The following is a 12,727-nucleotide window of genomic DNA, read 5'->3' as shown; positions in this document are numbered from 1 at the left end:
GCCCATCGGCATAAATAATGTGCCAAGCGGACCATCTGACTGTCGGAGGAAGGTGAGGGCGTGACGGCGCACGCTGCCGAGGACCGGTATCCGCGGCCGGTGGTGTCGGCCGCCGAGGCGGAGTGGATCTGGCGGCTGCTGTCGGTGCAGGCCCTGGAGAGCGGCACGAAGCCGGAGACGGTACGGCTCGCGGTGATCGTGGGGCTGGCCCGGGCCAGCGGCGCCCGCTACGGCGGTCTGCTGCGCTGCACCATGTCGTCACTCGACCTGGACGCGGGATGGGTGACCATCGAGCACGGCAAGCACCGGGTCCCACGTCGGCACGGTCTGGACGCCGGCACCATCCTGGTCCTGCGCCGCTGGCTGCTGGTGCGCAAGGAGCTGTGCGCCGAACTGGAGGGCTCCATCCCGGACGCGCTGCTGCTCACGGTGCACCACACCCACGACAACGGGGTGACCGTCGCCGCCGGGCTGCCCATCACCCGGCAGGGGCTGGTGCTCTCGTGGCGCCGCTTCGTCCACCGTACGAACGCCCGCTACGCCGCGCGCCGTCCTCCGCTGCCGACCCGCTTCGAGCAGGTCCGCCGGGTCTGGGACACCTGATGCCGGTGGGGGCGGGGCCTCCGCCCCCACCGACCCGCTCACGCGGCGGGCGCCCCGGCCCGGGCCGCCGCCGTGATGGCGAAGCGCGCCTGCGCCGTCGCGCCGTTCACGGCCACCGCGAGGGTCGCCGTGCCCGGGCGCAGCGCGGTGACCTTCCCGGTCGCCGGGTCGAACGCGGCGACATAGCGGGACGGGTGACGGGCGCGGGCCACGTCGCCGACGAAGACGTTGGGCGAACCGGTCCAGTCCGCGCTGAGCGGCCAGCCGACCGGCACCGTGCGGGCTCCGACCCCCTCGCCCTGGATCACCGCCGCCGTGACATCCGCGTCCTGTCCCGTGCGCAGCTCGTCCGGGGCGGTGACCGTCAGCCCGTCCACATGGGCCCGGGTCTGCACCGACACCCAGTCCGGCCCGCCGGTCCACGGCGCGTGGCGCGCCGCCGCCCGCTGCCGGGGCGAGACATGGTCGACGCCCACCATCGACCAGCCGGTGAAGCCGCCCTGGCCGGGCGGGGTGGCGGGGTTCTTGCCCGCGTTGCCGTTGATCAGATACGGGACGCCGTCCACTCGCGAGGCGTGGAAGGTGCCCACGTGACTACCGATGAACGCCGCGCCCTTGCCCGTCGTACGGCGGAAGCCGGCCAGCCAGTTCTCCAGCAGCGCGGCCTCCTTGCGGTCGCTCAGCTGGCTTCCCTGCTGCGGGGTGGGGTCGCGCGGCGGGACGTGTTCGATCACCATGACCGAGCCGATGGCCGGGTCGTCGGCGGCCGCGTCCAGCTGCTCGCGCAACTCCTTGATCTGGTCGAAGCCGCCGCCCCTGAGCCTCAGACTCGAGGTGTCGAGCGTGATGAACCGGGTGCCCCGGTGGTCGAACGTGCGGTGCGCGGGCCCGAATGCGGCCGTGAAGTCGCCGATCGAGCCGCCCATCACCTCGTGATTGCCCGGCACGTAATACCAGGGCAGGTCATCGCCCAGCTCCTCGGTGAGCACGCGGCGGGCGAAGGCGAGGTCGGCGGGGGACCCCTCGTCGACCAGGTCGCCGTTGATGACCAGGAAGTCGGGCTTCGCCGCCTTGATCTCCCGCAGGGTGCGGCGGGCCTGGGCCACGAGCGGGCTTTCGGGTACGCGGGCCACGAACTGGGCGTCCGACATCACCGCGAACCGCCAGGTACGGCCCCCGGTGCGCTCGGCCGTGGAGATGAGCGGATCGCGGCGTACGTCCTCCTTCGGCAGATCGACATCGGGTGGCACCTGCGCGGTGAGGTCGTCCAGGGTGACACCGCCCGTGTACTGTCGGCCGGCGGCCGTCTCCGCGAGGTAGAAGCGGCTCACCTTCAGCGGATACGCGACCCCGGCCGGAACCATGAAGTCGACATGTCGCCATCCGGTCCAGGTGATGTACGGGCCGCGCAGCAACTGGTCCGAGCCCCCCGCGTCCTTGAGGTGGAGGGTCGGCCAGGCTCCCTTGCCGTCGCCCTTGATCCACAGACCGAACGACTGCGGCTGGCCGTCCACCGCGATCGGCTCCGGCGGGGTGACATAGGCGGCCCGGGTGGCGGTGGACCGGCTGAAGTCGTACGTCAGCTCCAGCCCGGTGCCGCTGTGGCCCTCGGGCGTGGCCTTCGCCGCACCGGACGCGCGGGCCTGGCTGAACGTCCACTGCCCGGCGTCGTCGAAGGATGCCTCCGGCCGCTCGGTGAGGCCGACGGTGACGGCGAGTGCGGTGACGGTGCCGCCGACCGCGACCTTGATCTGGCCCGCGGCCCGGTCGCCACGGGCCTTGACGGTGAAGTTCCCCGTCGCCGGATCCGGGGCGACGTCGAACAGCGCGTGGTCGAAACTCAGCCGGATGTCCGACGGCTCGATGGGCGCGCTGGTGCCGTGCGCGTCCAGGCCGACGACCCCGAAGCTGCCGGTGGCCCCGGCGTCGGCGAGCCCGAGCAGCCGGGTGGTGGGCCGGATCCGGTCCAGCTCGTCCAGCACGCTCAGCCCGATCGAGCCGCGGGCGGCGCCGCGCCGCGCGAGGACCGTCGTGTCGCCGCCGCGGCGCGCGGTGAACGTGCCGTCGGCGCCGACCCGTCCGACCCGGGGGTCGGCCGCCTGCCAGTGCGGCGCGCCCTCGGCCGGACCGTACGTCTCGTCGTAACCCGCGGCGGTGAGACGGCGGGTCAGCCCCGGGAACACCCGCTCCGGGTGGCCGCCCCGGACCGCGTCGACGGTGGGCGCGTCGGCCGCGTCGGTCGCCGTCTCCACCCAGAAGCCCCGGAGCCGACCGCTGCCGTCGGGGGCGGTGAAGGCGAGCCCGTTGGGCACGGGGCGCTCGCTGCCGTCGGACGGGCTGTTCTCCACCTGGCCCGTGTCGCTGCCGGGTTCGCGGGCGACAAGCGTGGACGAGCCGCCGCCGTCGAGGTTGAGCGCGCTGTAGGAGCCCGCGTCCTTCATCATCCGGCCCAGTTCGGTGAGGGTGACCCCGCCGCTGTCCGCCTGCCGCCCGTCCACGGTGAGGATCTGCATGGTCCGGCCGTCCCGGGAGAAGCCGACGGCGGTGCGCGGCGCCGCGGTGTTGTTGCCCTCGCCCTCGTGGCCGACCGGTTCGCCGTCCACGACGAGGAGTTCACGGCCGCCGACCGCCGTGCGCGGGGTGTCGCCGCTGTCGGTACGGGGCCGGTACTCCCACGACACCGCGTCACCGACCGCCAGCCGGGTAAGGGCGTCCGCCCCGGCGTCACGGCCGACCAGCACGGTGGCGCCCTCCGGGACCGCCCCCTTGCCGGGTGCTCCGGCCGCCGTGGTGACCTTGCCGTCCACGACCGTGACCTCGGCGGTGCGCCGCGCCCCGTCCACGGTCTGCGCCCGGTCCGCCTCGCCCCACTGGGCGTTGTACGCGCCGATGCCGTCGGCCGGGACGTTGGCGGCGTTGATCGCCGCGAGCGGCCGCGGGCCGTCCGGGAGGGTCAGCGTGCCGTCGAAGTACAGCTGGAGGATGCGGCCCGCGGCGGCCGGACCGATGCCGACCGCCCTGCCGGAGCCGGCCGCGGCGGAATTGACGAGCCGGCCGTCGCCGATGCCGGTGCCCTCGGGGGCGCCGGTCTGGTTGATGTCGAAGAAGTCACCGTTGATCGCGGCGACGGTGCGGCGCCCCGGCCCGGCGTCGTGCTCCTGGGCGAGCCGGGAGACGGGCTCGCGCCGGGCGACCTTGTCCGGGTGCAGATAGTCGACCTTCGTGGAGCCGGCGAGGTCCACGATGAGCGCGTCGGCCCGCAGCCACTTGTCCGACTCCAGCCGGTCGTACGAGGTCAGCTTCACCCCCGGGGCCACCGGCCGCTCCGAGCGGGCGGTCCGGATACCGTCGCCGTCGGCGATGGACCGTGCGCCGGGCGGGGGGTTGACGGCGGCCGGTGGGGCGATCGGCCGCAGCATCTCGGAGGAAGCGCGGGGGAGGGGTTCGGGCGCGGGGGTGCTGTCGGCGGCGGACTGGCCGCCCGCACCCAGCACGAGTGCACAGGCGGCGGCCAGCGCCGCCACGGGTCTGATGAACGCGACAGGAGACATGGCAACTCCATGGGGCCATGGGACGCGCGTGGTTTTGCACGCACAGCGCCCCAGCATCGCCATGGAGGTGACGGCGCGCCAGAAGGCGTGGACGACATCATGGAGAACAAACGCCGTTCGGCTGCCGTCAATAGGCCCGACGGGGGCGCGTCAGGGCATGGACACACCGTCCACGTACACCCACGCGCCCCCTTCTCGCGTGAAGCGGCTGTTCTCGTGCTGCTCGCCCGTGCGCCCGCCCTCGACGTACTGCGCGCGGAACTCCACCGTGCCCGTCGAGTGGAACGCGCTGCCGTCCGTCGACCCGAGGATCTCCAGCCGCACCCACCGCGGCCCCGGGTCGAGTTCGAGCCGGGGCGGCCGTGTCGTCGAGTGCCAGCTGCGGAGCAGATACGCCTCGTCCCGCACCGCGAACGCGCTGTACCGGGACCGCATCAGCTGCTCGGCCGTGGCCGCCTGGGCCTCCCCCCGGTGGAGGCGGCCGCAGCAGTCGGCGTACGGCGCGGGCAGGCCGCAGGGGCAGGTCACGGGGGTGGTGCGGCGGGTACGTCGGGACATGGACCCATTGTGACGTGCCCTGTGACGGCCTCCGTCACGGCCTCTGCGACGGCCTCGCTCAGGGCTCGATGACGACCTTCAGCTGCTGGTCGTCGGTGAGCGCCGTGTGCAGCGCGTCGGCCGCCCGTTCCAGCGGGGACCCTCGATCGCGACCCGGGTGCCGACGGGAGGGGAGCCGTCGCCCGCCACGACCGTTCCGGCCGCCTCGTGGCCGAGCGCGGTGGGGGGAGCGGATCACATTGGGGCGCCGATCTCCACCAGGACCTCTCCCGGTGCCGGCTCGGGTATCGGGCGCCGCTCGATGCGCACATCCTCGGGGCCGTGCAGGACGGCGGCGGTGGCGTCCTTCATCGGGGTGGCTCTCCTGGTACGTGCGGAAGTGAGAGGGTCTCAGGCGGCGGACACCCGCAGAGGCTCGACACGCTTGATGACCAGGCCATAGGTGAGGGCGCCGACCACGCACAGCGCGCCGGACAGCATCAGCGGTGCGACGAACGAGTGGTGGAAGAAGCCCAGCAGCAGTCCGGTGGTGGTCGAGCCGAGCACACCGGCCAGGTTGGACGCGAAGTTCTGGATGCCGCCGAGCGAGGCCACATGGCGCGGGGTGGGCGCCACGTCGGCGGGCAGACTGGCCACCGAGGCGGCGGAGAAGGCGAGGCTCGCGTAGCTCACGGACAGCAGAGTGAGGGCCCACATGGCGCTCGGGACGAGCACGGCGAAGGCGATGACGGAGGAGAAGAGCATCCCGCACACCAGGCAGGTCTTGCGGGCCCGGGTGACCGACCAGCCGCGGCGGAGCAGGGTGTCGCTGGTCCAGCCGCCGAGCAGGCTGCCGCCGATGGCGACGAGGCCGGGCAAGGCGCCGTAGAAGCCGAGCTTCAGCAGGTCGAAGCCGCGGGCGTCGACGAGGTAGCTGGGGAACCAGGTGATGAAGAAGTAGATCACGTAGTTGAGGCAGAAGAAGCCGATCATCATGCCCCAGACCGTGCGGTACCGGAACAGGTCGCGCCAGCGCACCGCGGGCTCGTCCGGCGCCGTCTCCCCGGCCGTCTTCTCGGCGGGGGTCTCCTCCAGCCGGGCGCCGCCCGCCGCGACGTAGGCGCGCTCCTCGGCGCTGATCCCGTCGGTCGCCGAGGGCTCGCGGTAGGTCTTGAGCCACAGCGCGACCCACAGCAGGGCGACCGCGCCGGTGACCCAGAACGCCATCCGCCAGCCCTGCCAGGCGATCAGCGCGGTCACCACGGGGGCGGCGACCGCGGTGCCGGCCCGGGCGCCGTTGTCCCAGACGCTGTTGGCCAGCGCCCGTTCGCGGACCGGGAACCAGCGGGAGACGGACTTGGCGCACGAGGGGTACGCCGGGGCCTCGCCCGCGCCAAGCGCCAGCCGCGCGACCAGCAGGCTGCCGATGCCCCGGACGAATCCGGTGGCGATGGTGACCACCGACCAGAGCAGCCCGCCGAGCGCGAACATCTTCTTCTCGCCGTACCGGTCGATCAGCGCCCCGGCGGGCAGCTGGCCCAGCGCGTAGGTCACGAAGAACATGCTGAGGATGACGCCCTGCCACTCGGGGCCGATGTGCAGATCATCGGTCATGTAGGGCAGGGAGATGGAGATGGTGGCGCGGTCGATGTAGTTGACGGTCATGCCGAGGAAGCAGAGGAAGGCCATCAGCCAGCGGGTGTTGTGGCGCAGGCCGCGCGGGCGCGGTGGCGCGGAGGTGGCCCTGTCCTGGGGTGGCTGGTCCGTGGCGGTCGCGACTCTGGGGGTCTTCAAGGGCGGCTCTCCTTTGAAGGGGTGGTGCTGAGGGGGTGGTGCTGGGGGTGCCGAAGGGGGGCGCGAGGTCAGCGCGGCCGGGCGCCGGAGCGCAGCTCCGCTGCCACGGAGGTGATCAGGGAGGTGTCGTCGGCGAGGCCGTCGGCGCCCAGCAGGCTCAGCAGGCGGCGCAGGGCGTCGCGCGCGGGCCGGCCCCAGGCTCGGCGCAGCGCTTCGGCCTGGGGGTCGTCCAAGGGATGGTCGCGGGTGACGCGGGCCCAGGCGGCGAGGGCCGACACCAGTTCCGGGGTGTCCCGTCCGGCGGCGCGCAGCTCGCGCAGCGGGGCCAGCCACCGTTCGGGGATCTTCAGCGATCCGTCCATGGCGATCTGCCGGATCCGGTGGTGCATGGCGGGGTTGGCGAACCGGACGACGAGGCTGTCGATGTATGCGGGCAGGTCCAGGCCCTCGGCCGGGGGCAGGCTCTGTGCCGCCTCCGCGCAGTACGCGCGCACGGCCGTCTCGCCCCAGGGCGTGGCGAGAACGTCGGCCACGGTCTCGCAGCCCTCGGCGAGGCCGCGGTAGGCGATGAGCGAGTGGGCGCCGTTGAGCAGCCGGAGCTTGGCGGACTGGTACGGGGCCACGTCGGCGACGAACCGGGCACCCGCCTCCTCCCAGCGCGGGCGGTCGGTGGCGAAGATGTCCTGGAGCACCCACTGGGTGAACGGTTCGCCGGTCACCGCGCCCTCGTCCGCCACGCCGAGCGCCCGGGCCGCGGTCTCGCGGTCGGCGTCGGTGGTGGCGGGCACGATGCGGTCGACGACGGTGGCGGGGAAGGCCACCGAGCCGGTCATCCAGTCGAGGAGGCGATCACGCTCGTCCCATGCGCTCGCCGCCACGAAGTCCCGTACCAGACGCCGCAGGACCGCGCCGTTGGCCGCCATGTTGTCGCAGGACACCACCGACAGCGGCGCGCCGCCCGCCCGCAGCCGGGCGCGCAGCCCGGCGGCGAGTCGGCCGACGACGGTGGCGGGGGCGGGGGCGCCCGCGAGGTCGGCGCGTACGAGGGGGTCCTCCAGCGCCAGACCGCCGTCGGCCGGGTCGCGCCGGTAGCCCTTCTCGGTCACGGTGAGCGTCACCACGGTGACGTCCGCCGAGGCCAGCAGCTCGCTCAGCCGGGCGCTGTCGTCGGCGGCGTGCAGCACCTCGGTGACCGCGCCGACCACGCCGGTGACCGGGCCATCGGGCCGCCGCTCGGTGAACGAGTACAGCCCGTCCTGCGGGCGCAGCGCGTCCACCACCGCCCGGCTGCGCTGGGTGACCCCGGCGATGCCCCATCCGCCGCCGTGCGCCGCCTCGGCGGTCTGCGTGGCGAGGGCCTGGTGGGCGCGGTGGAAGGCGCCGATCCCCAGGTGCACGATCCGCGGGCGCAGCGCCCGCGGATCGACCGGCGGGCGGAGCGCTGCCGGTACGGCGGGCAGGGTGGCCAGGGACAGCCGCTGTGCGGTGCTCACCAGTCGTGCACCGACCCGTCGGTACGGCGGCTCACCGGCAGGTACTTCGGGTCGTACGGGAAGTGGGCGGCCGCCTCCTCGTCCAGCTCGATGCCGAGACCGGGCGCCTCGGAGGGGCGCAGCGCGCCGTCGCGCAGCTCGTACGTCGGGCGGAACACCTCATGGGTGAGCGGGTCGTGCGCCATGTACTCCTGGATGCCGAAGTTGGGGACGGTGACGTCCAGATGGACGGCGGCGGACATGCTCACCGGTGACAGATCGGTGGCGCCGTGCGAACCGGTGCGCACCTGGTAGAGCTCGGCGAGGTGGAAGATCCGCCGCAGATGGGTGATGCCGCCGGCGTGCACGACCGAGGCGCGGATGTAGTCGATGAGCCGCTCGGTGATGAGCTGCTGGCAGTCCCAGATGGAGTTGAAGACCTCGCCGACCGCGATCGGGGTGGTGGTGGACTGGCGGATCTGGCGGAAGGAGTCCTGGAGTTCGGCGGGGGTGGGGTCCTCCATCCAGAACAGCCGCAGATCCTCCACGCTGCGGCCGAGCCGCCCAGCCTCGGTGGGGCTGAGCCGGTGGTGCACATCGTGCAGCAGGTGGAAGTCGAAGCCGAACCGCTCGCGGACCGCCTCCAGATAGCGCGGTGCGAAGTCCAGATACGCCTCGGTCGACCACGGCTGCTCCTCGGGGAGGGCGCCGGTGGCGGGCTCGTAGACGGTGGCGACCGTGCCGTGGCGGATGCCGTAGGTCCCGGGCGAACCGGGGACGGCGGCCTGGGCGCGGATCGCGCGGTAGCCCATCTCCTGGAAGTTCGCGACGTCGTCGAGCAGCTCGGGGATGTCGCCGCCGCTGGCGTGGCCGTAGACCATGGCGCCCTCGCGGGCCTTGCCGCCCAGCAGGTCGTACACCGGCATCCCGGCGACCTTGCCCTTGATGTCCCACAGCGCGGTGTCGACCGCCGCGATCGCGGTCATGGTCACCGGGCCGCGGCGCCAGTACGCCCCCTTGTAGAGGTACTGCCACATGTCCTCGATGCGGGCGGGGTCGCGGCCGATCAGCAGCGGGACGAGATGGTCCTCCAGATAGGAGGCGACCGCCAGCTCGCGTCCGTTCAGCGTCGCGTCGCCGAGACCGGTCACGCCCTCGGACGTGGTCACCTTCAGGGTCACGAAGTTGCGACCGGGAGAGGTGACGATGACCGTCGCCTCCGTGATCGTGGCCATGTGTGTGGGCTCCTCACTGCGCCGGCTCCGGGGTGGAGCCCGGGCCATTGGTCGGCTACCATACAAGTACGTCAGCGAGACGCGTCAAGGGTTCGGAAGGGGTCCGATGGCATCGGCGGAGGGACTGCACGCGGCACGCTCCCGGGGGCGCAACACCCGGCAGCTCGTCCATGAGGTGCTGCGCTCGCGCATCGTCGGCCTGGAGCTGGCCCCCGGCTCGGCCGTATCGGAGAACGACCTGGCGGCCGAGCTGGGCGTCAGCCGCACCCCCGTCCGGGAGAGCCTGATCCTCCTCGCCGACGAGGGGCTGGTGGATATCTATCCGCAGATGGGCACGTTCATCTCGCGCATCCGCGAGCGCGATGTGGCCTCCGCCCAGTTCATCCGGGAGGCGCTGGAGTGTGCGGCGCTGCGCGACGCCGTCGGCAGGGCCACCGCGCGCGACGTGGCGGAGCTGCGGGTGCTGCTCACCGCGCAGGAGGAGGCCGACGCGCAGTCCGACATGGCGGGCTTCTTCGAGCTGGACGAGCAGTTCCACCAGCGGCTGATGACGGTGAGCGGACACGGCTCGGCATGGCCGGTGGTCGGTCAGGCCAAGGCCCAGCTGGACCGGGCCCGGCGGCTCTCGCTGCCGCTGACCCAGCAGATGTCCCTGCTGATCGGCCAGCACCGCGAGGTGGTCGACCTGCTGGAGGAGGGCGATCTGGACCGGGCCGACGAGGCGCTGCGCTCGCATCTGCGGCTGGTCTTCAGCGACGTGGAGAAGATCCGCGCCAAGCACCCGGAGCTGTTCAGCGACCAGGACGCCCCGCTCAAGCCGCGCCGGGAGAGCCCCCGGCGTGCCACCGCCCGCGAGGACTGACACGGCAAACGGAGCGGGCCCGGTGTGGACCCGCCCCGCGACCTGCGCGTCTCAGCCCTTGGTCTTGATCCGCATGAAGGTAACCGAGTCCGCCGGGAAGGTGTACGTGAAGGTGTTCGCCACCTCGTCCAGCTTGGACCGGACCGGCTTGACCGGCTGCTCGGTGGCGGTGTTGACCGCCTCCGGCGCGCCCTGGAGCGTGGTCAGCCGCGCCGTCCGCGCCACCTTGCCCTCGCCCAGGTCGATGCGGGTGCGGGCGGCCGTGCTCTGGGCGTTGACGACCTTGACGATCAGTTCACCGGTGGCCTTGTCCCGCGTGACCACCTGGCGGAACGGCTCGGCCACCTTGTCGTCGGTGAAGCCGCCCCACTTCTTGCCGTCCAGGTACAGCGTCACCTGACGGCCGCGCACCTCGACGCGGGCGTCGTAGGTCCGCCCCGTCTCGATCTTCGTGGCGTCCTCGGTCATCGTCTGCTTGGCGCCGCCCACCGCCTTCTCCACTGCGGAGCGGGTGTTGCCCCAGCCGCCGAGGTTCCACCAGTAGTAGTTGCCGGTGTCCTTGACCCCGAACGCGATGAGGAAGCCCTCCTTGCCGGACTTCTTCGTCGCCTTCACCCGCAGGTCGTAGTCGCGCCACGCCTTGTCGCCCGCCGTGACCATGGTGTTCTCGGCGGTGTCGTCGGACTGGACGTACGCACCGTCCTGGACCTTCCACGAGCCGGTGCCGGTGGCCCTGGTCCACTTCCGGTCATCGCCCGAGAAGTCGTCGCTCAGCAGGGTCGAACCGTCCGCGGCGGTCACCTTGACGTCGTCGTACGCCGCGCTCGTGGCCCACGTCGACAGGCCGACGGCGCCGCTGATCGGCTCGCTGGGGGCGGGGGTGGCGGACGCCTTGCTCGGCACCACCTCGTCCCCGACGTTGTTCATGAACAGCTTCTGCGTCTCGTAGCTGGTCGAGCCCCAGGAGGCGGAGTTGTCGAACCAGATCATGTCGGGCCGCCACTGCACCGCGTTCTCGTTCGCCAGCAGCGGGGCGTACGAGGCCAGCTTGACCACGTCGGCGTTGCGCTCCAGGCCCGTCATGTACGCCGCTTCGGTGAGCGCGTTGTACCACTTGTTGTCCTGCGAGGCGTACTCACCGAGGAACACCTTCGGGCCCGAGCGGTCGTAGCTGTCGTAGCGCCGGTTGTTCTCCAGGAACCACTGCGGGCTGTTGTAGTAGTGCTCGTCGACCATGTCGACGCCCGCCGCCCGGTTCAGCGCCCAGGCGCGGTCGAAGGTCTGCCCGCTGTCGTCGGGACCGGCGTTGCTGATCACCGTGATGTCGGGGTACTTGGCCTCGATGGCCTTGCGGAACTCGGTGAACCGCGCGAAGAACTCGTCCGGCAGGTTCTCCTCGTTCCCGACCTCCAGATGGGTCAGGCCGAACGGCTTCGGATGGCCCATCTTCGCCCGCAGCTTGCCCCAGGTCGAGGTCACCGGCCCGTTGGCGAACTCGATGAGGTCCAGGGTGTCCTGGATGTGGCGCTTCAGCAGTGCCGGGTCGTCGGTGGCCTTGTTCTGGCCGCAGCCGGTGACCAGCGCGGGCACCACCGGCAGCGCCATCGCGCCGATGTCCTCGGCGAACTGGAAGTACTCGTAGTAGCCGATGCCGTAGGACTGGTTGTAGCCCCAGACGTTGGCGTTGACCGCCCGCTGCTCGACCGGTCCTACGGTGTCCTTCCACTGGTAGGAGCGCTTGCGCGGCCAGTCGGGCGCCTCGTACGCCTCGTGGCTGCCGGTGTTCACCAGGCAGCCGCCCGGGAAGCGCAGGAAGCCCGGCTTCAGCGCGGCGATCTTCTCCGCGAGATCCTTGCGCAGGCCGTTCGGGCGGTGCTTGTAGGTGTCGCGGGGGAAGAGCGAGACCATATCGAGCCGCAGCGTGCCGCCGCCGCCCGCGGCGACCGTGAGCCGCCCGGCGCTGCTGGAGGTGGTGGCGGTGAGGGTGCCGGTGTACTTGGCCCAGCGGTCGCCGCGCACGGTGGCGCGGAGCGGTCGCGCGAGGGTGTCGCTGCCGGAGCCGTCGCCGAGGCCGATGGTCAGCGGAGTTCCGGACGCCTGGTCGGTGCGCGCCCACACCGAGAAGTCGTAACGCTCGCCCGCCTTGATGGCCATCCCGGTGGTGTAACCGGAGTTGGTCACCCCGTACCGGCCCGCCGATCCGCCGGTGCCGTCGAGTGTCAGCCGCAGATAACGCCGGTTGCGCTCGTTGAGCCGGCCGTCGTCGTCCACGACCTTGGCCCCGCCGGTGGCGCCGCCGGTCGCGGTCTCGGCCCACGCGGTCATGGGGGTGAACGAGGAGTGGTCGGCGGGGTCGTACTCGAAGGACCGGTTCTGGACCAGCTCGGCGTACAGACCGCCGTCGGCCGCGCGGTTGATGTCCTCGTAGAACACCCCGTACATCGAGTCGTCGATCGCCGGGCCCTTGGCGGTCCGGTCGACGGACAGCGTGTAGTCGGTGGTGTTGGCCGCTTGGTGCGCGGGAGCGCCGGTGGCGGCCGTGGGGACGGCGGTGACGGTACCGGCGAGCAGAGCGCCGATGGTGAGGCCGAGTCTCCAGCGTGTGCGGGGCATGCGTCTCCCGTTCCGAATCGTGTCGTTCGAAATCCCGTACGTCGCTCAGAACTTCGAACG

Annotated in this window: 8 protein-coding genes; 2 read left to right on the top strand and 6 right to left on the bottom strand. The window is 72.2% G+C overall.

Annotation, left to right across the window (positions count from 1 at the left end; all coding sequences use genetic code 11):
- Window positions 1–60: 60 nt before the first annotated feature.
- Window positions 61–603, top strand: coding sequence for a tyrosine-type recombinase/integrase (locus ACH4SI_RS23680; RefSeq protein WP_398298656.1), 543 nt, complete (start codon window positions 61–63; stop codon window positions 601–603).
- A gap of 38 nt (window positions 604–641) precedes the next feature.
- Here ACH4SI_RS23680 and ACH4SI_RS23675 read toward each other — a convergent pair whose 3' ends face one another.
- The 5 genes from ACH4SI_RS23675 to manD all read right to left on the bottom strand — a co-directional run bounded on the left by ACH4SI_RS23675 (window position 642) and on the right by manD (window position 9,192).
- Window positions 642–4,154 carry a phosphodiester glycosidase family protein gene (locus ACH4SI_RS23675; protein WP_398298654.1) on the bottom strand — a complete coding sequence of 1,171 codons (3,513 nt, stop codon included), beginning with the start codon at window positions 4,152–4,154 and terminating at the stop codon, window positions 642–644.
- 150 nt (window positions 4,155–4,304) lie between these two features.
- Window positions 4,305–4,712, bottom strand: coding sequence for a YchJ family protein (locus ACH4SI_RS23670; RefSeq protein ID WP_398298652.1), 408 nt, complete (start codon window positions 4,710–4,712; stop codon window positions 4,305–4,307).
- Window positions 4,713–5,102: 390 nt separating this feature from the next.
- Window positions 5,103–6,485, bottom strand: a complete 1,383-nt coding sequence (locus ACH4SI_RS23665; protein ID WP_398298650.1) for an MFS transporter — start codon at window positions 6,483–6,485, stop codon at window positions 5,103–5,105.
- A 68-nt stretch (window positions 6,486–6,553) separates the two neighbouring features.
- Complete coding sequence (locus ACH4SI_RS23660) at window positions 6,554–7,978, bottom strand: mannitol dehydrogenase family protein (protein WP_398298647.1); 1,425 nt, start codon at window positions 7,976–7,978, stop codon at window positions 6,554–6,556.
- A complete protein-coding gene (gene manD / locus ACH4SI_RS23655) occupies window positions 7,975–9,192 on the bottom strand; it encodes a D-mannonate dehydratase ManD (protein WP_398298645.1) in 1,218 nt (405 codons plus the stop codon). Before manD ends, ACH4SI_RS23660 begins: the two co-directional genes overlap by 4 nt.
- A gap of 106 nt (window positions 9,193–9,298) precedes the next feature.
- Between manD and ACH4SI_RS23650 the strand changes: the two genes are divergently transcribed.
- Window positions 9,299–10,054, top strand: coding sequence for a GntR family transcriptional regulator (locus ACH4SI_RS23650; RefSeq protein ID WP_398298643.1), 756 nt, complete (start codon window positions 9,299–9,301; stop codon window positions 10,052–10,054).
- 51 nt (window positions 10,055–10,105) lie between these two features.
- Here ACH4SI_RS23650 and ACH4SI_RS23645 read toward each other — a convergent pair whose 3' ends face one another.
- Window positions 10,106–12,667, bottom strand: coding sequence for an alpha-L-arabinofuranosidase C-terminal domain-containing protein (locus tag ACH4SI_RS23645; RefSeq protein ID WP_398298641.1), 2,562 nt, complete (start codon window positions 12,665–12,667; stop codon window positions 10,106–10,108).
- Window positions 12,668–12,727: the final 60 nt, after the last annotated feature.

The organism is Streptomyces sp. NPDC021212 (assembly GCF_044332925.1).
GTDB lineage: Bacteria > Actinomycetota > Actinomycetes > Streptomycetales > Streptomycetaceae > Streptomyces.
This window is presented reverse-complemented; position numbering and strand designations above follow the sequence as displayed.

What these genes read in the sequence shown, in the direction of transcription:
- ACH4SI_RS23675 (WP_398298654.1), bottom strand. Translation starts at nt 4,154, where the DNA reads ATGTCTCCTGTCGCGTTCATCAGACCCGTGGCGGCGCTGGCCGCCGCC.
- ACH4SI_RS23670 (WP_398298652.1), bottom strand. Translation starts at nt 4,712, where the DNA reads ATGTCCCGACGTACCCGCCGCACCACCCCCGTGACCTGCCCCTGCGGC.
- manD (WP_398298645.1), bottom strand. Translation starts at nt 9,192, where the DNA reads ATGGCCACGATCACGGAGGCGACGGTCATCGTCACCTCTCCCGGTCGC.
- ACH4SI_RS23650 (WP_398298643.1), top strand. Translation starts at nt 9,299, where the DNA reads ATGGCATCGGCGGAGGGACTGCACGCGGCACGCTCCCGGGGGCGCAAC.
- ACH4SI_RS23645 (WP_398298641.1), bottom strand. Translation starts at nt 12,667, where the DNA reads ATGCCCCGCACACGCTGGAGACTCGGCCTCACCATCGGCGCTCTGCTC.